The organism is Xanthobacter sp. 126 (genome assembly GCF_000526175.1).
GTDB classification, from domain to species: domain Bacteria; phylum Pseudomonadota; class Alphaproteobacteria; order Rhizobiales; family Xanthobacteraceae; genus Xanthobacter; species Xanthobacter aminoxidans.
Map to the genome: position 1 here is coordinate 1,774,093 of NZ_JAFO01000001.1, position 19,692 is coordinate 1,793,784.

Consider the following 19,692-nt stretch of genomic DNA (forward strand, 5'->3'; position numbering starts at 1 on the left):
GGGACGCGAAAATTCGGGAAAGCTCAGGCCGCCACCAGCGTTCCGGCGTTTGGGTGCCATGAGACGCGCACGGGCTGGCCAGGCTGGAGCGGCGCTGGGCCGCCGACGGCGGGTGAAGGGCGGCGGGCGATGAGGACGAGGCCGGAGGCGGTCGCCACGCGATAGTCGATGACGAGGCCGCGATAGGTGGCGAGTTCCACCACGGCGGGAAGCGCGTTGTGGTCCTCCTCCGCGCCGTCCAGCACCAGCCGCTCCGGCCGCACGGCGAGGGAGAGGTCGCCGGAAACGCCGGCCGGCGCCACGCGCACCTCCTGGCCCCCCGCCAGCCGGAAGCAGCCGACGCCGGTGAGTTCGCCGGGAAGCAGGTTCGTCACCCCCATAAACTCGGCGGCGAAGCGCGATGCGGGACGGCCGAAGAGATCGTCCGGCGCGCCCTGCTGCTCGATCCTGCCGGCGCGCATGAGCACCACCCGGTCGGCCACCGAGAGCGCCTCGTCCTGATCGTGGGTGACGAAGATGGTGGTGATGCCGAGCTGCTGTTGCAGGGTGCGGATCTCGGTCTTCATCTCGTGACGCAGCTGGGCGTCGAGGTTGGAGAGCGGCTCGTCCAGAAGCAGCACGTCCGGCTCGATCACGAGGGCGCGGGCCAGCGCCACGCGCTGCTGCTGGCCGCCGGAGAGCTGCTTGGGCAGGCGCTCGGCGAGGTGGGAGAGCTTCACCCGGTCGAGGGCGGTCTTCACCTTCGCCGCGATCTCGGCCTTGGGAAGCTTGCGCATCTCCAGCCCGAACGCGACGTTCTCCGCCACGCTCATGTGCGGGAACAGCGCGTAGTTCTGGAAGCCGAAGCCCATGTTGCGCTTGTTCGGCGGCAGGTGGGTGAGGTCACGCCCGCCCACGAGGATGCGGCCCTCGGTGACGGGGATGAAGCCGCCCACCATGCGCAGCGTCGTGGTCTTGCCGCAGCCGGAGGGGCCGAGCAGCGCCACCAGCTCCCCCTCGCCGATGGTGAGGGACACATGGTCCACGGCGGTCATGGCGTCGTAGCGCTTGACGATGGATTGCAGCACGACATCGGACATGTGGCTGGCTCCTCAGAAGGCGCGGGAGAGGCGGGCGTAGCGGTCCGACACCAGGAGCAGCACGCCGATGATGAGGATCTGCACGGTGGCCACCGCCGCCACCGTCGAATCCAGATTCCACTCGAGATAGGAGACGAGCGCGATCTGCAGCGTGGTGCGCCCCGGCCCCACAAGGAAGATCGACTTTTCCAGATCGATGAAGGAGATGACGAAGGAGAACAGCGCCGCCGCCACGATGCCCGGCTTGATGATGGGCAGTGTCACCCGGAAGAAGGTGGTGAGCCGGCCCGCCCCCAGCGATTGCGCCGCCTCCTCGTAGGAGGGGCTCATGCCCACCAGCGAGGCGGTGACGAGGCGTACGGTCCACGGCAATGCGATGAGGCCGTGGGCGACGAACAGGCCCGGCAGCGTGCCGGAAATGTCCACGTCCAGCAGGATCTCCAGCTCGATGAAGGCCATGAACAGTGCGGCGCCGCCGACGATGCCCGGCACCACCATGGGCGAGAGCAGCAGGGTCTGGATGGCGTCGCGCCCGGGGAAGCGGTAGCGCACCAGAGCAAGGCTCGCCGGCACGCCGAGCGCCAGCGAGAGGGCCACCGCCACCAACGCCGTCTCGACGCTGGTGGTGAAGCCGTTGCGGAAGGAGTCGAGCTGCCAGGCGCGCACGTACCAGTCCAGCGTGTAGCCGGTGGCCGGGAAGGAGAGGATGCGGTTGGCGAAGAAGCTGACCCAGATCACCGCGCCCAGCGGCAGCACCACGAAGGCGAGCACCAGGGCGGTGATGGCGGCATAGATGCGGTTGACGGCGAGAAGTCCCATCGGTTCCTCACTCGCTCCAGCGCCGGTAGCGGCGCTGCACCAGGACGTTGGCGGTGGTGGTGAGCACCAAAGTCACCGCCATCAGCACGAAGGCGAGCGCCGCGCCGAAGGGCCAGTTCATGGCCTTGGCCACCTGCTGGTAGACCGTGGGCGCCATCATGTGGAAGCTCGGTCCGCCGATGAGCACCGGCGTCGCATAGGCGTTCATTGAGAGGATGAAGCAAAGCATCGTTCCGGCGAGGATGCCGGGCAAAGCGAGCGGCAGCACCACGCGCCACAGCACGGTGAGATGCGAGGCGCCGAGCGACTGGGCGGCGGATTCAAGGTTCGCGTCGATGCCCTCGATGACGCTCTGGAGCGTCACGATCATGAAGGGCAGCAGCACCGAGACAAGGCCGATGACCACGGCGGTGGGCGTGTACATCAGCTTCACCGGCGACAGACCGACGGTCTCGATCACCGCGTTGAACAGCCCCTTGTCGCCAAGGATGACCATCCACGCTGCCGTCCGCACGGCATTGCCCATGAGCAGCGGCAGCACGATGAGCAGGAGGAGGCGCCCCTTCCATTTGTCGCTCGCCTGCCGCACGAGAAAGTAGGCGACCGGGAAGCCCGCCACGAGGCAGAGGAGGGTGGAGAGGGCGGAGATCCAGAGCGTGGTGCCGAGCACCTCCTGGTAGAAGCTGTCGGCGAAGAAGCGGGCGTAATTATCCAGCGTCAGCGCCTCCACCATCATCTGCCCCGGCACGAACCGGTTCAGTGAATAGCGGAACATGAGCGCGAGCGGCCCCATCAGCGCCAGCAGCACGAAGATCGTGGCCGGCGCCGTGAGGCCGTAGGCGGGGGCGAGCAGCCGCCCCTCCCGCCCGCGTGGTGCGGGCGGGGAAGCTGTCGCCACCGGCGCGGTGGCACCGGAGGTTGCCGAGGAGGTCATGGGCGCCTCGCTCAGCGGGCGATGTTCTTGTTCCACCACTCCAGCCATTCCGCCGTATTCTTGGCCACGTGCGCGTAATCGGGAAACTTCAGCGCGGCGGCTTCGGCGGCGGTGAAGTCGACCTTCGCCTTGAGTTCGGGCGAAAGCTCCGCCTTGCCGTTGGCCGGCGCGTAGAAGCTCGCCCCGGCAAGGCCAGCCATGGCCTTCGGGTCCAGCATGGCGTTGAAATAGATGTAGGACAACTCGGGGCTCGGTGCCTTCTTCGGCAGGGCGGCGCCGAACATCACCGCGATGGCGCCTTCGGACGGGTAGCCGATGGCGAGGGGGGCGCCGTCATTGGCCCATTGCAGGCCGCGCGCCTTGTAGTTCACCGCGATGTCCACCTCGCCATTGACGAGACCTGCGCCGAGCTGCTGGTGCGCGGCATAGATGCGCGGCTGGGTGAGCTCCTTCAGCTCGATGAGGCGGGCCTTGCCTTCCTCGGTATTGGTGACGTTGCCGCCTTTGATGAGGCCGGCCATCATGATGTAGTTGAAATAGAGCTGGTTGGTGAGGCCGATCTTGCCGGCCCATTTCTTGTCCCACAGCTCGGCATAGGACTTGGGCGGGTTCGGCACCTTGTCCTTGTTGTAGATGATGGTCACGCCGCTGTAGAGCCACGGTACGAAGAAGGGCTTGGACTTCAGCGCCGGCACCACGTCCGCATAGTTCGGCACCTTGGAGAAATCGATGGTCTCGATCACCTCCTGCCCGTACAGCTCGACGCTGTCGCCCTCGTTGATGTGGATGACGTCGATGGTGCCGCGCCGCAGCCGCTTCTCGGCGATGAGCTTGGCCTTGCGCTCGGGCTCCATGCCGAGGTCGCGGACGATCTTGATGCCCTTGCTCTCCACGAGCGGGGCTTCCACGAACTTGATGGTGCGCTCGTTCCAATCGCCGCCCCAATTGGAGACGACGAGGGTCTTGTCCTGCGCGCGGGCGATGCCGGTCAGGGAGAACGCAGCCGCACCGGCGCCGAGGCCGGCGAGGACGGCGCGGCGGGAAGGGGCGCCGGTGAACTGGTCGATGAGCTTGGTCATGTTCGCCTCTGGATTATGATTTGAAGTCGAACGCTGAAAGCCGGCGGCGCTGGGGGGCGCCACCGGGAAATCACTCGTGTGCAAGCGCCATTTCCCCACGACCAACCGTCATCCCCCGGCTTGTCCGGGGGATCCACGGGCAGGCCGGGACGGCTCCCGTCCGACGGAGGGGGCTTGTGCGGTCGAGTGGATGCCCCGGACGAGCCGGGGCATGACGGCGGTTCGAGAGGGTCACGCGGCCGCCTTGGACTTGCCGCCCACTTCGTCGAGATAGGCGATGCAGCGCTCCAGGGGCTCCACGTCGGCGAACTTGGCGTCGATGTCGAACAGGTTCCACGCTACGGCGCCGGGCACCCGGTCGCCGATGCACTCCTTCACCGCGATGGTACGGAAGCCCTCGGCGAGGCCGTCGCATAGGGTGGTGCGCACGCAGGCCGAGGCGGTGACGCCGGTGACGAGGATGGTGTCCACGTTGTTGGCGCGCAGGAAGCCGGCGAGATAGGTGCCGTGGAAGGCCGAGGCCCGCTTCTTGATGAGCACCTGCTCGCCGGCGACCGGCTCGATGCGGCTGTCGATGGCCCACAGCTCGGGCTTGGCCTGGTCCACCACGTCGATCGGGATCTTGTGGTGCCACAGGCCCATGTCGGTGGCGGCCTTGGTCTCGTCGGTCACCTGGTAGCAGGTGGTGACGTGGACCACCGGATGGCCGTTACGCCGGCAGGCGGCGAGCAGAGCCTGCACGCCGGGGATGATCTCGTCATCGATCTTGTCGCAGGTGAAGGGATTGCCCGGGCGGGTCCACGCATTGGCGAGGTCCACATTGATGAGCGCCGGCCGTCGGCCGAAGCCCACGCGCCGCTGGAAGCCGTTGCGCTGGTAGAGCTGGGTTGCCTGCTCGAAGGCGCGCGCCAGCGCCGCCTCGAGGTCTTCCTCGAACGCCATGTCCTTGATCCCTGATGGTTTTACGCCCGTTGCCACCGGGCTCGCAGGACAGAGATTGGGCAAGGGCGGGCGCGATGGGAAATTCTAATTTGGCTCATATTGATATCTTTTGTGGTATGAATTGAGCATGCGCTTCGACCTCCGCCATGTCCGCTGCTTCGTCATTCTTGCCGAGGAGCTGCATTTCGGCCGCGCCGCCCAGCGCGCCCACATGACCCAGCCGGGCATGAGCCGCCTCATCCGCGACCTGGAGGAGGACGTGGGCGTGCCGCTGTTCGCCCGTACCACCCGCACGGTTGCCCTCACCGAGGCTGGCAAGGCCTTCCTCACCGAGGGGCGCGAGGCGCTGGCCCGGCTGGAGCGGGCGGTGACCAGCGCGCGCCGCACGGCGGGCGGCGAGGTGGGCGTGCTGCGCATCGGCTACATGGACTTTGCCATCAACGGCCGCCTGCCGGAGTTTCTCAACACCTTCAGCCGCTACCGGCCGGAGATCCGGCTGGAGCTGTCGTTCTCTCCGACGCTGAAGCAGCAGGAGGCGCTGCTCGCCGACAGACTCGATATCGGCTTCATGATCGGCCCGTTCGAGGAGGTGGGCATGGAGAGCTACACCTTCGACGACCATCGCTATGTGGCGCTGCTCCCCATCACCCATCCCCTCTCCAACGTGCGGGTGCTGCGCCTCGCCGACCTTGCCGACCAGCCGTTCGTGCTGGGCTCTGGCGAGAACTGGGGCGCCTTCCGCACCGCCTTCTTCGCCGTCTGTCACCGTGCCGGCTTCACCCCGCGCATCGTGCAGGAGGCGTCGTCCTCCGAAGGCATCTTCGGGCTGGTGGCGGCGGGGGCGGGGGTGTCGGTCTATGCGAGCTGCGTGCGGAATGTGCAGCGGCGCGGCATCGTCATCCGCGATCTCGATGACGTGGCCGACAAGCTCATCACCTGCGCCGCCTGGGCCACCCCGGTGCGCGCGCCGGCCGTGACGGTCTTCACCGATTACATGCGACGGGAGTGGGGCGGGACTTGAGCGTTGCCTCCGCTCAAGCGCCGCGCGGGATTTTGGCGTTGCTTTCGCTCAAGCGCCGCGCGGGCTGGGAAGGGGCAGCGCAGCCCCCTCAGCGCGCCTTCGGATAGAGCGGGGCGAGGCCCCGCGCGGTGCGTGCCTTCGTCGGTTTCAGGGCAGCCTTGCGCTCCGCGGCGAAGGCGGAGCGGAAGCCGCGGCCGTCCCAGGTGTCCCCTTCCCCTGCATAAAGGTGGCGGCTGACCTCATGCAGCGCTGCCGCCATGGCCGGGGTGCGGACTGAGGCTGTGCCCGCATGGCCCGGCCCTGAGGCGCGGTTCCAGTCCAGATAGGCGCGATAGGCGGCCGTGGCGTGGCCGGCCTTGCACGCGGCTTCCACCGCACCGGCGGCGGCCCTTTCATCCGGCGCTATCACCCTAGGCCGGCGCACGGCGGGGCGCGGCGGCGTCGGGCGGCCGGGCCTCGCAGGCGGGGCGACGACGGGACGCTCCGGCGGCTGGGGAAGGGCGCTCGCCCTGCGTCCGGCGCGCCGGCCGGAAAACAGCAGGAAGCTGGCGATGATCACCACCACCAGCGCGATGGCGGCGATGTCTCGCCAGGGCAGGGGGGCGTCGTCGTCGGCCGGCGTCGCCTGCGGCTTGGGCGCGGACTTCGCCGCCGGCGCCGGGGGCGGGGTGATGCCGGCGTGATCGGCCGCTCCCGCCACCTGCAGCGTCACCGGCGGCAGCTGGGCCGTCTCGGCGCGGTTGGTGGTGATGTTCCACCAGGGCACGGTGATGGCGGGCAGCGTGATCGATCCGGCACGGGTGGGCACGACGCTGATGTGGACTTCCGCGATGGCGCCGGGCGCGCCGCCCACCTGGGCCGCCTCGGGATGCTCCTCGTCGGCATACTGGCGCACGCCGTCCGTCTCCGCCGGTTTCAGCGGCGGCAGCTGGGCGGGGCTCGCGCCCTGCACCTCCAGCCGCAGCGTGCGGGTGAGGGCGACACCCACCTTGGCCTTGGCCGGCGGGCTGCTCCAGGTCTCCTTGAGGCGCACCGCGCGGGCCGGCAGGAACCATCCGGTGACGCCGGTGGGGCGGGGCAGGATCGTCACCTCCACCGGATTGGCGAATACGGTGACCTTGCGGCCGGAATCGAAGCCGCCGCCGAGCCACGGCATGGCGGGGCGGCCCAGCGCCCGCGCCTGCTCCTGCGCGCCGGGCGGGGACGTGGGAATGGAGGCGCGCAGGGCCACCGAGGAGATCTGGATGGTGCCGGTGCGCTGCGGCCGCATGATATAGCGCAGCTCCACCACGCGGTAGCGCTGGCGGCCGTAGATGCGGGAAAAGCGCTTCAGCGCTCCGTCGGGGGTGAAGGTGGCGCCGTCCGCCGCCGGCTGGTCGGCCGACGCCTCCAGGGCGCCCACGCGGTCATACATGCGCACGACCACGGGAATCTCGCTCTGGAGATAGAAGGGCGGCGTGCCCAGCACATCCACGGAGAGGGCGATGGGGCCGTCGTCCGGCGGCTCGGCGGTGGAGCCCGGCGCCACGTTCATCTCGATGGGCGCGCTCGTCTCGCTGCCGAGGGTGAGCGCCGGGATGACGAGATGGCCGGCCCGCTTGGGCGCCAGCGTCAGCACCCACTCGTTCACCTCCACCATGCGGCCGTTCAGGCTCTCCATGCGGCTGCGCTTGCCGCGGTCGAGGATCTCGAAATCCTTGTTGAGCGGCGCGATGTTGGGCGGCTCGAGGCTGTCCCGGCCGATGACGCTGAGCACCAGCTCGAAGGTGTCGCCCTGGTCCGTCGGCGGCTTTTCCACCGTGGCCTTGAAGGATGCGGCGAGGCCTGCCGTCGCCCACAGCGCGAGGGCGAGGGAGAACAGGCCTGTACGGAGCGCGGCACGGATCATTGCGCGTCCCCCTCGGAGAGGAACACGGGCGCGCCGGTATATTGGGAGCGGATGCGCGCGCGCAGCAGTCCGCCGGGATCGTCCGGCACCTGCCGCAGCGCCTGCTCGCGGCTCTGGTCGTCGTCGCTGAACGCCACGGTCGGTGACGTCTGGGGCGCGGGCTGGGCCGGCTTGGGCTGGGCGACCTGGGCGGGCGAGGGCGGGGGCGCGGCGAAGGCTGAGTTGGGGTCCTGCTTGCCCGCCTCCTGCCCGTCGCCCTTGTCGTCCGGCATGGGCGGGGGCGGCTCCTTGGGCGTCACCGGCGCGGCGGGTATGCCGCCGGCCATGGCCTCCGGCTGCTCGGACGGAGGCTGCTGGGGATTTTGCAGCGGCGGCTGGGCCGGCGGGGAAGCGGGCGGCGGCGCCTGCTCCTGCGGGGGAGGCTCCTGCGGCGGCTGCCGGGGCGGGGCGGGCTGCTGCTGCGCCAGCTCGGACGGACGGCGCGGCGGCAGCGGCGCAGGCGGGGGGAGCGGACCCGGCTGCGGGCTGTTCTGTGCGTCCTGCGGCTTGTCCCCGCCGGGCTTCTGGTCCTGCTTCTGCTTCTGGTCGGACTTGGGGTCGGGCTTCTGGTCCTTGTTCTGGTCCTGCCCACCGCCGCCGCCGGCCTGGTTCTGCTTCTGGTCCTGTTTCTGCTTTTCTTCCTCTTGCTTCTTCTTCGCGTCGATCAGCTTCTGGACGAGGTCGCGGTTGAACTTGGCGTCGGCATCGTCGGGGTTTGCGGCCAGCGCCTTGTCGTAGGCGGCCACCGCCTCCTTGAGCTGCCCGGCGCGCGCCAGCGCATTGCCGTGGTTGTAGTCGCGGCCCGGCAGGCGGGAGAGCGCGGCGGAGGCGCCGGAATAATCGCCGGCCTTGTAGAGCGCATCGGCCTTCCAGGCGGGGTCTTCAAACTTCTGCGCAGCGGCGGAATAGTCGCCCCGGGCGTAGTCCGCCGCGCCCTGCTGGTCGGGCCGCCACCACAGGTCGGCCCAGCTCTTTGGCAGGTTCTGCGACACGGTCTCCTGGATCGTCTGCGCCTCCGCCCGCTGCGGCGTCGTGAGGCCGCCGAGGGCCGTGATGGCGAGGACGGCGATCCAGCCGCGCCGGAAGGCGAGGGGGGCGAGCAGCAGAGCGAGCAGCAGCACGTAAGGCCCCATGTCCGCCCACACGTCGGCGGTGAAGCCTTCGCTGTCGGTGACGGCGCTGTTCGATGTCGCCACCGGGGGCAGTGCCGCGGCGATGTCGCGGTCATCGGCGGTGAGCGGCGTATAGGCCCCCTGTCCGGCGGTGGCGATGGCCTTCAGGGCGGCGGTGTCCACCGCCGGCGCGCCGTTGGCGCCATCCGCGCCGACGCCGATCACGTTGACCTTATAGCCCTCCGCCGCGGCCGCCTTCGCCGCCGCCTGGGTCTTGCCCGGCTCGTCGCCCGGCCCGTCGGTGACGAGCAGGATGCGCCCACTGGCCGCCCCGGCCCCCTTCAGCAGGTCGACGGCCATGGCGATGGCGGCCTGCGGGCGGTTGGCATTGCCGCGCATGAGGCTGGTGGAGAGGTCCGGCAGCATCTGCGCCACCACGTGCGCGTCCTCGGTCAGCGGCGCGGCGGCGAATGGGATGTCGGAATAGAGCACCAGCGCGACCTCGCTGCCGCGCATCTGCTGCAGCACGTCGGCCATCTTGTAGCGGGCGGCGACGAGGCGCGAGGGGCTGGCGTCGGGGGCGTTCATGGTCGGCGAGAGGTTGATCGCGATCACCAGCGGATCGAGCCGGCTCGTCACCGGCTGCGGCAGCTTCTGCCAGGTGGGGCCGGCCATGGCGAAGGCGGCGGCGACCCAGCCGGCGAACAGCAGCACGGCCGGCCATTGGCCCGAGGCACGCCGTCCCGGCAAGGCGAGGTGAGCGAGGAGGTGCGGGTCCACCTCGCGCGCCCAGTCGTTGCTGCCTTCGCGCAGGCGGCGGTGGAGCAGGCCCGCGAGGATTGCCGCGGGCAGCAGCGCCAGGAGCCATTCCGGCCGCAGGAAGTGGAAACTCGCCATCAGCGCGCCTCCGCAACCGGCAGCGCCCGGGCATCGGCCGCCGGGCCGTCCTGCGGCGCGGGCGCTTCGGCGGCGCCGCGCGCCGGCAGCCGCAGCAGCAAGGCGGCGGCGAACAGGAAGCTCGCGACCAGCGCGGCGCCGAGCGGCCAGAAGAACAGGGTGAGGGCCGGCCGCACATATTGCGGGTCGCCGGCCACCGGCTCCAGCTTGTCGATCTCGGCATAGATGCCGGCGAGGGCCTGCTGGTCGCGGGCGCGGAAATACTTGCCGCCGGTGAGGCCGGAAATGGCTTTGAGCGCGCCCTCGTCCAGGTCCGAGGACGGGTTCATGGGCGCGCCGGGGATGAATTCCCCGGCATCGGAGCCGACGCCGATGGTGTGGATGCGCAGGTGCTCCTTGGCAGCGATGGCCGCGGCCTGGAGCGGATCGAGCACGCCTGACGTGTTGGCGCCATCGGTCAGCAGCACCACCACCCGCTCCTTCTCCGGCCCGTCGCGCAGCGTCTTCACCGCGAGGCCGATGGCGTCGCCGATGGAGGTGTTGCGCCCGGTCATGCCGATGGTGGCCTGGGCGAGCAGTTCGCGCACCGCCCGGCGGTCGAGGGTGAGGGGCGCCTGCACATAGGCGCGGGTGCTGAACAGGATGAGGCCCACCCGGTCGCCGGCGCGGCGGGCGATGAAATCGTCCGCCACCTTCTTGACCACCTGCAGCCGGTCCATCGGCTGGTTGAGGGCGAGGTCGCGCTGCGCCATGGAGGCGGAGAGATCGATGACCAGCATGATCTCGCGCCCCTCCACCGGAACCTCCACCGGCCGGCCCACATACATGGGCTGGGCGGCGGCGACCACGAGCAGCGTCCAGATGAAGGCGAGCGCGGCAAGGCGCGTCTTGCTCCAGGCTGGCCGGCCGGGCGTCACCAGCCCGGCCCGGGCGAGCGCGGCGAAGAAGGGCAGGCGCAGCGCGCCGGCCTTCTGCTCGCGGGCGCGGGGTATCGCAAAGTAAGCGAGGAGGGGGACCGGCAGCAGTGCCAGCATCCAGGGCCAGGCGAGCGTGATCATCGGCGCGCCCGGATATGGCGCCGCACCGCGTCGGCGAGGGTGTCGGGGGTGATGCTGCCGGCGGCGACCTGCTCCGCCGTCTGCGCCGGCATGTAGGGGGCGCGGGCGAGGAAGGCGGCCTCACGCGGGGCGAAGGGCGCGCGGCCGGTGACGAGCAGGCGGGCCCAGGCCTCGCCGGTGAGCGTCGCCTTCGCCTCGCCGGACTCGGCGCGCACCAGTCGGCGCAGCACGTCCGAGGCGGCGACCGCGACGGCGTGGGTGTCGTCCGGTTCGGCGCGGCCAACCTCGGCATCGAACATCTTCAGGGCCTTGTAGGCGAGCGTCTGCCGCCAGCGCCATTCGCGCACGGCGAGGACGATGAGCACCAGCACCACCAGCCCGGCCAGCACGTACCAGCCCGGCGCCAGCGGAAAGAGGGGCACGTCCGGGGGCAGATGGATGTCGCGCAGCGCCGCCAGCGGGTCCTCGGCCGAGCCCGGCACGGGCGGGGCAGGCGGCGCTCCGTTGAGGAAATCGGGCGTCTGGAAATTGGGCGGTGTCGCCGCCGGAGCACCGCCGGGCGCAATGAGCTGGGTGGGGCCGGCGGCCGCCCCTGGTGCGGTGGGTGCGGGCGGGATGGCGGGGGTGGTCATCGCGCCACCGTCCGTCCTGCGCCGGGCGCGATGGCCCCGGCTGCGCCCGCTCGGGCGGAGGCCGCCGCCTGCCGCATCCGCTCGGGATTGAGAACTTCCGCTGGGTCGCAGCCGGTTTCGAGGTCCATCAAGGTGAGGCCGCGCTCGCGGCACAGCCGCTCCAGCGCGCCGCGCCGTTCGGCGAAGCGGCGGGCATAGCCCTCCCGCTGCGCCGCGCGGCTGTCGTCGAGCCGGGCGACCGCTATCCCGTCGGTGACGGGGAAGACGCCGCCGGAGGGCATCTGCGTCTCCAGCCGGTCATAGACGAACAGGCAGGTGACGTGCCCGTCCAGCGCGATGCGGCCGAGTTCGCGGGCGGCGTGCTCGTCGAGGTCGGCGAAGTCGGAGACGAGGAAGATGAGCGTGCCGGGCTTCACCAGCGGCCGCAGCCGCGCCAGCGCCTCGCTCAGCGTCGGTTCGGAGCCGGGTGGGCCGAGGCGCTCGGCTGTGGCGTCGGCGATGGAGCGCACGAAGGCGAGGATGCGCCGCCGGGTGCGCTCGGCGCGCAGCGCGATGATACCGGAGGGGGAGAGCACCAGCCCGCCCACCCGGTCGCCGCCGCCGATGCCGATCCACGCCAGCACCGCCGCCGCCTTCGCCGCCAGAACCGACTTGAAGCAGTCGCGGGTGCCGAAGCGCATGGAGGCGCGGGCATCCACCAGCACCAGCACCGGGCGCTCGCGCTCCTCCTGGAACAGCTTGGTGTGCGTCTTGCCGGTGCGGGCCGTGACCCGCCAGTCGATGGTGCGCACGTCGTCGCCGGGATGGTAGACGCGCACCTCGTCGAACTCCATGCCGCGGCCGCGGAAGGAGGAGCTGTGGCCCCCGTAGAGCTGGCTACTGACGCGCTTGCCGCCCGAGAAGCCGCCCTGGACGCGCGGACGCGCCGCCACCAGGTCGGCGAGGCGGGCGACGACGCCCCGGAGCGGATCGCGCTCGGCCATGGCGTGTGTCGCCTCAGCCCACCGGCACGCGGGCGAGCAGCAGGTCGATGAAGTCGTCGCTGGTCACGCCGTCGGCCTCGGCCTCGAAGGTCATCAGCACGCGATGGCGTAGCACGGGCTTGGCGATGGCCTGCACGTCCTCGGGGATCACATAGTCCCGCTTGCGCCGCCACGCATGGGCGCGGGCGCAGCGGTCGAGGGCGATGGTGCCGCGCGGGCTGGCGCCGAAGCCGACGAGGCCCTGAAGGTCGGCGCCGTAGAGTTCGGGCCGGCGCGTCGCCTGCACCAGCTGGAGCAGATATTCCTCCACCTGCTCCGCCATGTGCACGGCCAGCACCTCGCGCCGGGCGGCGAACACCACTTCCTGCGGCAAGGGCGCGCCGAAATCCGGCGACTCGCCCCGGGCCTCGCCGCGCACGAGGCGCAGGATCTGGCGCTCCGCGTCGAGGTCCGGGAAGTCGATGCGCACATGCAGCAGGAAGCGGTCGAGCTGCGCCTCGGGCAGGGGATAGGTGCCTTCCTGCTCGATGGGATTCTGGGTGGCCATCACCATGAACAGCGGCGGCAGGCGGCGGGTGGTGCGCCCCACCGTCACCTGACGCTCCGCCATGGCTTCCAGCAGTGCCGATTGCACCTTGGCGGGCGCGCGGTTGATCTCGTCCGCCAGGATGAAATTGTGGAACACCGGCCCTTCCTGGAACTGGAAGCTGCCGTCCTCCGGCCGGTAGATGTCGGTGCCGGTGAGGTCGGAGGGCAGAAGGTCCGGCGTGAACTGGATGCGTTGGTCGGTGAGGTCGATGGCGTGGGCCAGCGCCTTGATGGCCTTGGTCTTGGCGAGGCCCGGCGCGCCTTCCACCAGCAGGTGGCCGTCGGCGAGCACGGCGATCAGCAGCAGTTCCACGAAGGCCGGCTGACCGAGGATGCAGGCATTCATATAGACCGAGAGGTCGTCGAAGGCGCGGGCGAGGCTGGTGCGGTCGATGACCGGCGGGCGCGGACGGGCAGACGAGGCGGCCGGCGGCTCCCGGCGTGCGGCATCGAGGAAGGACGCGTCTCGGCTCGTGCTCATCTCTTGCTCGCGCTCGACTCTCGGGTTCGGCCACAGGGCCCGTCGGCGCCATGGCGGGGCGGCTATCCCCCCTGGACCACCGCCGGGAGAGCGCCTCATCGGCTCCTTATAGCGTCGCGGCTTCCGCGTCACACCTTATCTTGCGTTCATTTTTGAGGGATGGCGCCATTTTCTGCCCGGGCGCGCCGGTGCCGGAGGGGCATACGGCGCAGCGGCAGACGGGCGTCTGTGTCGCTTTCATTCCAGTTTGCCGTCGCATTTCCACGAGAGCCGGGCACCGGGCAGGCGCATTGTCGCGGTCGAACAGGGGACACCCCCGGTTTCTCCATTCAGAGACCCCCATGCGCCGCTTCTCCCTTCCTACCCTCCTCGCCGAGGCGCTGAATGCCCACAAGGGCTGGAGCCGCCAGTGGCGCAATCCGACGCCCAAGCCGGCCTATGATGTCCTCATCATCGGCGGCGGCAGCCATGGCCTCGGTGCCGCCTACTACCTCGCGAAGGAGCATGGCCTTCGCAACATCGCGGTGCTGGAGAAGGGCTGGATCGGCGGCGGCAATTCCGGCCGCAACACCACCATCATCCGCTCCAACTACCTCTATGACGAAAGCGCCGCCCTCTACGAGCACGCGGTGAAGCTGTGGGAAGGGCTCTCGCAGGAGCTGAACTACAACGTCATGTTCTCCCAGCGCGGCGTGCTGATGCTGGCCCACAACCAGCACGACGTGCAGAGCTTCAAGCGCCACGTCTATTCCAACCGCCTCAACGGCATCGACAATGAGTGGCTGACGCGGGAACAGACGAAGGAGTTCTGCCCGCAGCTGAACATCTCGCCGGACATCCGCTATCCCGTGCTCGGTGGCGCCCTCCAGCGGCGCGGCGGTACGGCGCGACACGACGCGGTGGTGTGGGGCTATGCCCGCGGCGCCGACGCGCTCGGTGTCGACATCATCCAGAACTGCGAGGTCACGGCCATCCATCGCGGGCCGGACGGCGCCGTGACCGGGGTGGAGACCACGCGCGGGCCGATCGGGGCGAAGAAGATTGGTGTTTCGGCGGCGGGGCATACCTCCATAGTCATGGCCATGGCCGGGGTGCGGATGCCGCTGGAGAGCTTCCCGCTGCAGGCGCTGGTTTCCGAGCCGGTGAAGCCGTGCTTCCCCTGCGTGCTCATGTCCAACGCGGTGCACGCCTATATCTCCCAGTCCGACAAGGGCGAGCTGGTGATCGGCGCGGGCACGGACCAGTACGTCTCCTACAGCCAGCAGGGCGGCCTCCACATCACCACCCACACGCTGGACGCCATCTGCGAGCTGTTCCCCCAGTTCACGCGCATGAAGATGCTGCGCAACTGGGGCGGCATCGTCGACGTGACGCCGGACCGCTCGCCCATCATCGGCAAGACGCCGGTGAAGGGCCTCTATGTGAATTGCGGCTGGGGCACAGGCGGCTTCAAGGCGACGCCGGGCTCGGCCCATGTGTTCGCCCACACCATCGCCCGCGACGAGCCCCACCCCGTCAACGCCCCCTTCACCCTCGACCGCTTCCGCACCGGCCGCCTCATCGACGAGGCGGCGGCGGCGGCGGTGGCGCATTGAGATCAGGCCATGCTGCTCGTTCCCTGTCCCTATTGCGGGCCGCGCCCCGAGGTGGAATTCCGCTGCGGCGGCGAGGCGCACATCGCCCGCCCGGCTGATCCCGACGCCCTCGATGACGCCGCCTGGGCCGAATATCTCTTCGCCCGCACCAGCCCGAAGGGCGTCCATGCCGAGCGCTGGCTGCACGCCCACGGCTGCGGACGCTGGTTCAACGCACTGCGCAACACGGTGAGTGACGCCTTCATCACCACCTACGAGATGGGCCAGCCGCGCCCGGACATCACGGGAGGCCGCTGATGGCGCAGGATTTCCGTATTCCCGGCCGCGGCCGCATCAACCGCGCCAAGCCCATTGCCTTCACCTTCAACGGCCGCACCGTCGAGGGCTATGAAGGGGATACGCTCGCCTCGGCGCTGCTCGCCAGCGGCATCCGGCTGATGGGCCGCTCCTTCAAGTATCACCGCCCGCGCGGCGTGCTGACCCATGGCGCGGACGAGCCCAACGCGCTGTTCCAGGTGGATCGCGGCCCCGGCCGGTCCGATCCCAACAACCGCGCCACGGTGGTGGAGGCGGTGGCCGGCCTGAAGGTCTCCTCGCAGAACCACTGGCCCTCGCTGGAGCATGACATCGGGCAGGTGAACGACCTCGTTGCCCCGGTGCTGACGGCGGGCTTCTACTACAAGACCTTCATGTGGCCGCGGTCCTTCTGGGACAAATTCTACGAGCCGGCCATCCGTGCCGCCGCCGGCCTCGGCGTCGCGCCGGACGCGCCGGATGCGGACCGCTACGTCCATCGCCACACCCATTGCGACGTGCTGGTCGTCGGCGCGGGCCCGGCCGGCCTCGCGGCCGCGCTGGCGGCGTCTGAGGCGGGCAAGCGGGTGATCCTCGCCGACGAGCAGGCGGAGATGGGCGGCAGCCTCCTCGCCGATCTCACTTCCACCATCGATGGCAAGACCGCCTCGGCCTTCGTCGCCGAGGCACTGAAGACGCTCGCCGCCCGGGCGAACGTGACACTGCTCAGCCGCACCACGGCGTTCGGCTATTACAACCACAACCACGTGGTCCTCACCGAGCGCGTCACCGACCACATCGCCGCCCCCGACACGAAGCTGCCGCGCGAGCGGCTGTGGCAGGTGCGGGCGAAGGAGGTGGTGCTCGCCACCGGCGCCCATGAGCGTCCGCTCGGCTTCGCCGACAACGACCGGCCGGGCATCATGCTGGCCGAGAGCGTGCGCACCTATGTGAACCGCTACGGCGTTGCGCCTGGCCGGCGCATCGTCTTCGCCACCAACGGTGCCTCCGCCTATCGCGCGGCGGCGGATGCCAAGGCGGTGGGGCTGGATGTGACCCTCGTGGACCTGCGCCCCGAGGCCGAGATCGGCCCCGAGCGGGCGCTCCTCTCCGGGATCGAGCTTCTCGCCGGCCATACGGTCGTCGGCTCCACCGGCGGCAAGGGGGTGACGGGGCTGATCGTGGCGCCGCTGTCGGGCGGGCGCGTCGGCGCGCGGCGGACGCTGGCCTGCGATTGCGTCGGCATGTCCGGTGGCTGGACGCCGGCGGTGCATCTCTTCTCCCAGTCGCGCGGCAAACTCACCTTCCGCACCGAGATCGACGCCTTCGTGCCGGGCACTTCGGTGCAGGCGGAGCGCTCGGCCGGCGCGTGCAAGGGCACCTATGACCTCGCGAGCATCCTCGCCGAAGGCTGGGCGGCGGGCGCGGATGCGGCCGGCGTGCCGTCAACCCGCGCTTTTGCAGCGGCGCCCGCAACGCCCACCGGCTTCAAGGCGGCGCGCGTGCTGCCCACCGATGCCGACCCGAAGAAGGTGCGCGCCTTCCTCGACTTCCAGAACGACGTGACCGCCAAGGACATCGGCCTCGCCGTGCGCGAGGGGTTCGAGAGCGTCGAGCACGTCAAGCGCTACACCACCAACGGCATGGCCACCGACCAAGGCAAGACCTCCAACATGGCCGCCCTCGGCCTCGTTTCGGAGATTCTCGCCAAGGACATCCCGCAGGTGGGCACCACCACCTTCCGCCCGCCTTATACGCCCGTGACCTTCGGCGCCATCGTCGGCACGGCGCGGGGCGAGACCTTCGACCCCATCCGCACCGCGCCGGTGCATGAGTGGGCGGTGAAGCAGGGCGCCAAGTTCGAGAACGTCGCCCTGTGGCGCCGCGCCTGGTACTTCCCCAAGGCGGGGGAGGACATGCACGCGGCGGTGGCCCGCGAATGCCGGGCGGTGCGCGAGAGCGTCGGCCTGCTCGATGCCTCCACCCTCGGCAAGATCGAGGTGGTGGGGCCGGATGCGGCCGAGTTCATGAACCGCATGTATCCCAACGGCTGGACCAAGCTGGAGCCGGGCAAGTGCCGCTATGGCCTGATGCTGAAGGAAGACGGCTTCATCCTCGATGACGGCATCGTCGCCCGCATGGCGCCGGACCGCTTTCATGTCACCACCTCCACCGGCGGTGCGCCGCGGGTGATGGCGCACATGGAGGATTATCTCCAGACGGAGTGGCCGGACCTCGACGTGTTCCTCACCTCCATCACCGAGGAGTGGGGCGTCATCGCCGTGCAGGGGCCGCGGGCGCGGGAGGTGATCGCGCCGTTCGTGACCGGCATCGACCTCTCGCCCCAGGCCTTCCCCCAGATGACGGTGCGCGAGGGGGAGATCCTCGGCGTGCCGACGCGGCTCATGCGCGTGTCCTTCACCGGCGAGCTGGGCTTCGAGATCAACGTGCCGGCGGATTTCACTCAAGCGGTGTGGGAGGCGCTGTTCGGCTACGGTCAGCGCTTCGGCATCACGCCCTACGGCACCGAGGCCATGCATGTACTGCGTGCGGAACGTGGCTTCATCATCGTCGGGCAGGAGACGGACGGCACGGTGACGCCGGATGATGTCGGCCTCTCTGGCATGGTCTCCAAGGCGAAGAAGGATTTCGTCGGCAAGCGCTCGCTCGCCCGGCCGGACATGGCGCGGGCGGATCGCAAGCAACTGGTCGGCCTGCTCTCGGCGGATGGGCGGACGGTGCTGGAGGAGGGGGCGCAGATCGTCGCCGATACCCAGCAGGCGCTGCCCATGACCATGCTGGGGCATGTCACCTCCTCCTATCTCAGCCCCGCCCTCAACCATCCCATCGCGCTGGCGGTGGTCTCCGGCGGGCGGGCGCGGATGGGCGAGACGCTCTTTGTGACGACGCCGGCCGGTTTCACGGCGGTGAAGGTGGTGGCCCCGGTGTTCCTCGATCCCGAGGGCAAAAGGGTGGAAGGTTTTGTGGAAGGAGGCGTTCATGCCTGAGCCGGTTGCCATCCACGCGCGGCGCGCGCCTATCCTCGCCCCCTCGGCATCCGGAGCCGTGCGGGTGCTGCCGTCCGCCGACCGCTTCGTGCTGCAGATGAAGGCACCGCGCGGCGCCGCGCTGCCGGCAGCGGTCGGGGGCTTCGATCTCTCCGGTCCGCTCAACAGCGTGCGCGGCACGCCGGAGCGCTTCGCCGCCCGCCTCGGGCCGGGGGAATGGCTGCTCGTCTGTCCCGCAGGGGAGGGGGCTGCCGCCGGGCCGGCGATCGCCGGTGATCTCGCCGGCCGCTTCTCGCTGGTGGCGGTGGGGCACCGCAATGCGGCGTTCCTGTTGAGCGGTCCCCATGCGGCGGACATCCTCAACGCCGGGATCGCCCTCGACCTCTCGGATGCCGCTTTCCCACCCGGCTCGGCCACGCGCACGCTGCTCGGCAAGGCCGAGGTGGTGGTGGTGCGGGCGGGTGACGCGTTCCGGCTGGAATGCTGGCGCTCGTTTGCGCCCTATGTGCACGCTTTCCTTCAGGACGCGGCGCGGGAATTCGGCTGAGGTCTACTTCGTCAGCTCCCGCACCTCGGCGGGGCGCTGGTTGATGGTGGTGCCGGTGGCGTCCGGGATGAATTCCAGCGGCACCGCCAGCATCTTGCCGCAGGCCGCGACCGTCCAGGTCTCGCGCCATGGCCCGCTCTCTGGCGCCGACTTGTCACCGGGAGTGAGGCCGAAGCCGTCGAACGCGGTGTCCGCAACCTCCATGTCCTTGCAGTCGCGCACCTTGGTGCCCGCGCCGATGAAGGCATAGGTGAGCGCATCGCGCTGGAGCACGATGTTGGCGCGGGTGTGCCCCGGCAGCGTCACCAGGAAGCGCACGCCCGAGGGCTCGGCCCGGAACAGGATGTTGATGGTGCGCTCCGTGCCGCAGCCCTTGATGGGATAATGTCCCCACCACGCGCCGGACTTGGGCAGGCCCTTTGCGTCGAAGGACACTTCCTGCTGCAGCGTCACCGAGACATCGCCATCCGAGAGGTTGGTGCAGGCGGGCAGCGAGACCGGGGGCACCTTCTTCCACGCCGCGGCCAGCGCGGCCCGGTAGGCGTCCGAATAGAGATAGCTCTGGAATTTCTTCGAATCGGTCGCCCCCGGCGCTGTCGCTGCCATGGTGGCGCCCGCCGGGACGAGAAGTCCGAAGGCCAGGGTGACAAGGGTTGCCCCGACAGCGCGCATGTCCGGCATCATCCTGCCCCCGAA

General features: G+C 70.0%; 17 protein-coding genes. 5 read left to right on the top strand and 12 right to left on the bottom strand.

All coding sequences use genetic code 11. The annotated features are described in order from the left end of the window. Positions 1-23 precede the first annotated feature (23 nt). The 5 genes from XAN126_RS0108465 to XAN126_RS0108485 all read right to left on the bottom strand — a co-directional run bounded on the left by XAN126_RS0108465 (position 24) and on the right by XAN126_RS0108485 (position 4,853). The gene (locus XAN126_RS0108465) at positions 24-1,079 is read right to left on the bottom strand and encodes an ABC transporter ATP-binding protein (protein WP_024278159.1); all 1,056 of its coding nucleotides are present in this window, start codon (positions 1,077-1,079) and stop codon (positions 24-26) included. Positions 1,080-1,091: 12 nt separating this feature from the next. Beyond that, a complete protein-coding gene (locus XAN126_RS0108470) occupies positions 1,092-1,898 on the bottom strand; it encodes an ABC transporter permease (protein ID WP_024278160.1) in 807 nt (268 codons plus the stop codon). Between the two features lie 7 nt (positions 1,899-1,905). Continuing rightward, positions 1,906-2,832 (bottom strand): ABC transporter permease, encoded by a 927-nt coding sequence (locus tag XAN126_RS0108475; RefSeq protein ID WP_081762574.1) that lies wholly within the window; start codon positions 2,830-2,832, stop codon positions 1,906-1,908. Positions 2,833-2,843: 11 nt separating this feature from the next. Continuing rightward, the gene (locus tag XAN126_RS0108480; RefSeq protein ID WP_024278162.1) at positions 2,844-3,911 is read right to left on the bottom strand and encodes an extracellular solute-binding protein; all 1,068 of its coding nucleotides are present in this window, start codon (positions 3,909-3,911) and stop codon (positions 2,844-2,846) included. Positions 3,912-4,142: 231 nt separating this feature from the next. Further along, complete coding sequence (locus XAN126_RS0108485) at positions 4,143-4,853, bottom strand: isochorismatase family protein (protein WP_024278163.1); 711 nt, start codon at positions 4,851-4,853, stop codon at positions 4,143-4,145. Between the two features lie 127 nt (positions 4,854-4,980). Between XAN126_RS0108485 and XAN126_RS0108490 the strand changes: the two genes are divergently transcribed. Continuing rightward, complete coding sequence (locus tag XAN126_RS0108490; protein ID WP_024278164.1) at positions 4,981-5,874, top strand: LysR substrate-binding domain-containing protein; 894 nt, start codon at positions 4,981-4,983, stop codon at positions 5,872-5,874. An 88-nt stretch (positions 5,875-5,962) separates the two neighbouring features. Here XAN126_RS0108490 and XAN126_RS0108495 read toward each other — a convergent pair whose 3' ends face one another. The 6 genes from XAN126_RS0108495 to XAN126_RS0108520 are packed head-to-tail and all read right to left on the bottom strand — an operon-like array spanning position 5,963 to position 13,417. Then, entirely contained in the window at positions 5,963-7,762 is a 1,800-nt protein-coding gene (locus XAN126_RS0108495; RefSeq protein ID WP_024278165.1) for a BatD family protein, read from the bottom strand. Continuing rightward, a complete protein-coding gene (locus tag XAN126_RS0108500) occupies positions 7,759-9,810 on the bottom strand; it encodes a VWA domain-containing protein (RefSeq protein WP_024278166.1) in 2,052 nt (683 codons plus the stop codon). The genes XAN126_RS0108495 and XAN126_RS0108500 overlap by 4 nt, the downstream gene beginning before the upstream one ends. Further along, a complete protein-coding gene (locus tag XAN126_RS0108505) occupies positions 9,810-10,868 on the bottom strand; it encodes a VWA domain-containing protein (protein WP_024278167.1) in 1,059 nt (352 codons plus the stop codon). The genes XAN126_RS0108500 and XAN126_RS0108505 overlap by 1 nt, the downstream gene beginning before the upstream one ends. Then, positions 10,865-11,500, bottom strand: a complete 636-nt coding sequence (locus XAN126_RS26985; protein ID WP_024278168.1) for a DUF4381 domain-containing protein — start codon at positions 11,498-11,500, stop codon at positions 10,865-10,867. Before XAN126_RS26985 ends, XAN126_RS0108505 begins: the two co-directional genes overlap by 4 nt. Further along, on the bottom strand, positions 11,497-12,483 hold the full coding sequence (locus XAN126_RS26135) for a DUF58 domain-containing protein (protein WP_024278169.1): 987 nt from the start codon (positions 12,481-12,483) through the stop codon (positions 11,497-11,499). Before XAN126_RS26135 ends, XAN126_RS26985 begins: the two co-directional genes overlap by 4 nt. Before the next feature lie 13 nt (positions 12,484-12,496). Continuing rightward, complete coding sequence (locus XAN126_RS0108520; protein ID WP_051460815.1) at positions 12,497-13,417, bottom strand: MoxR family ATPase; 921 nt, start codon at positions 13,415-13,417, stop codon at positions 12,497-12,499. Positions 13,418-13,893: 476 nt separating this feature from the next. Here XAN126_RS0108520 and XAN126_RS0108525 point away from each other — a divergent pair, with 476 nt between their 5' ends. From XAN126_RS0108525 to XAN126_RS0108540, 4 genes are read left to right on the top strand one after another with little or no spacing between them, the layout of a single operon-like run. Beyond that, on the top strand, positions 13,894-15,147 hold the full coding sequence (locus XAN126_RS0108525) for a sarcosine oxidase subunit beta family protein (protein ID WP_024278171.1): 1,254 nt from the start codon (positions 13,894-13,896) through the stop codon (positions 15,145-15,147). 9 nt (positions 15,148-15,156) lie between these two features. Beyond that, on the top strand, positions 15,157-15,444 hold the full coding sequence (locus XAN126_RS0108530; protein ID WP_024278172.1) for a sarcosine oxidase subunit delta: 288 nt from the start codon (positions 15,157-15,159) through the stop codon (positions 15,442-15,444). After that, positions 15,444-18,449, top strand: coding sequence for a sarcosine oxidase subunit alpha family protein (locus XAN126_RS0108535; RefSeq protein ID WP_024278173.1), 3,006 nt, complete (start codon positions 15,444-15,446; stop codon positions 18,447-18,449). Before XAN126_RS0108530 ends, XAN126_RS0108535 begins: the two co-directional genes overlap by 1 nt. After that, complete coding sequence (locus XAN126_RS0108540) at positions 18,442-18,996, top strand: sarcosine oxidase subunit gamma family protein (protein WP_024278174.1); 555 nt, start codon at positions 18,442-18,444, stop codon at positions 18,994-18,996. The genes XAN126_RS0108535 and XAN126_RS0108540 overlap by 8 nt, the downstream gene beginning before the upstream one ends. 3 nt (positions 18,997-18,999) lie before the next feature. Here the strand turns inward: XAN126_RS0108540 and XAN126_RS0108545 are convergent, their stop codons facing one another. Further along, complete coding sequence (locus XAN126_RS0108545) at positions 19,000-19,668, bottom strand: hypothetical protein (RefSeq protein ID WP_155982258.1); 669 nt, start codon at positions 19,666-19,668, stop codon at positions 19,000-19,002. Positions 19,669-19,692 lie beyond the last annotated feature (24 nt).

What these genes read in the sequence shown, in the direction of transcription:
- XAN126_RS0108505 (WP_024278167.1), bottom strand. Translation starts at nt 10,868, where the DNA reads ATGATCACGCTCGCCTGGCCCTGGATGCTGGCACTGCTGCCGGTCCCC.
- XAN126_RS0108530 (WP_024278172.1), top strand. Translation starts at nt 15,157, where the DNA reads ATGCTGCTCGTTCCCTGTCCCTATTGCGGGCCGCGCCCCGAGGTGGAA.
- XAN126_RS0108490 (WP_024278164.1), top strand. Translation starts at nt 4,981, where the DNA reads ATGCGCTTCGACCTCCGCCATGTCCGCTGCTTCGTCATTCTTGCCGAG.
- XAN126_RS0108475 (WP_081762574.1), bottom strand. Translation starts at nt 2,832, where the DNA reads ATGACCTCCTCGGCAACCTCCGGTGCCACCGCGCCGGTGGCGACAGCT.
- XAN126_RS0108520 (WP_051460815.1), bottom strand. Translation starts at nt 13,417, where the DNA reads ATGAATGCCTGCATCCTCGGTCAGCCGGCCTTCGTGGAACTGCTGCTG.
- XAN126_RS0108540 (WP_024278174.1), top strand. Translation starts at nt 18,442, where the DNA reads ATGCCTGAGCCGGTTGCCATCCACGCGCGGCGCGCGCCTATCCTCGCC.
- XAN126_RS0108525 (WP_024278171.1), top strand. Translation starts at nt 13,894, where the DNA reads ATGCGCCGCTTCTCCCTTCCTACCCTCCTCGCCGAGGCGCTGAATGCC.
- XAN126_RS0108480 (WP_024278162.1), bottom strand. Translation starts at nt 3,911, where the DNA reads ATGACCAAGCTCATCGACCAGTTCACCGGCGCCCCTTCCCGCCGCGCC.
- XAN126_RS26985 (WP_024278168.1), bottom strand. Translation starts at nt 11,500, where the DNA reads ATGACCACCCCCGCCATCCCGCCCGCACCCACCGCACCAGGGGCGGCC.
- XAN126_RS0108465 (WP_024278159.1), bottom strand. Translation starts at nt 1,079, where the DNA reads ATGTCCGATGTCGTGCTGCAATCCATCGTCAAGCGCTACGACGCCATG.
- XAN126_RS26135 (WP_024278169.1), bottom strand. Translation starts at nt 12,483, where the DNA reads ATGGCCGAGCGCGATCCGCTCCGGGGCGTCGTCGCCCGCCTCGCCGAC.
- XAN126_RS0108535 (WP_024278173.1), top strand. Translation starts at nt 15,444, where the DNA reads ATGGCGCAGGATTTCCGTATTCCCGGCCGCGGCCGCATCAACCGCGCC.
- XAN126_RS0108500 (WP_024278166.1), bottom strand. Translation starts at nt 9,810, where the DNA reads ATGGCGAGTTTCCACTTCCTGCGGCCGGAATGGCTCCTGGCGCTGCTG.
- XAN126_RS0108485 (WP_024278163.1), bottom strand. Translation starts at nt 4,853, where the DNA reads ATGGCGTTCGAGGAAGACCTCGAGGCGGCGCTGGCGCGCGCCTTCGAG.
- XAN126_RS0108545 (WP_155982258.1), bottom strand. Translation starts at nt 19,668, where the DNA reads ATGCGCGCTGTCGGGGCAACCCTTGTCACCCTGGCCTTCGGACTTCTC.
- XAN126_RS0108495 (WP_024278165.1), bottom strand. Translation starts at nt 7,762, where the DNA reads ATGATCCGTGCCGCGCTCCGTACAGGCCTGTTCTCCCTCGCCCTCGCG.
- XAN126_RS0108470 (WP_024278160.1), bottom strand. Translation starts at nt 1,898, where the DNA reads ATGGGACTTCTCGCCGTCAACCGCATCTATGCCGCCATCACCGCCCTG.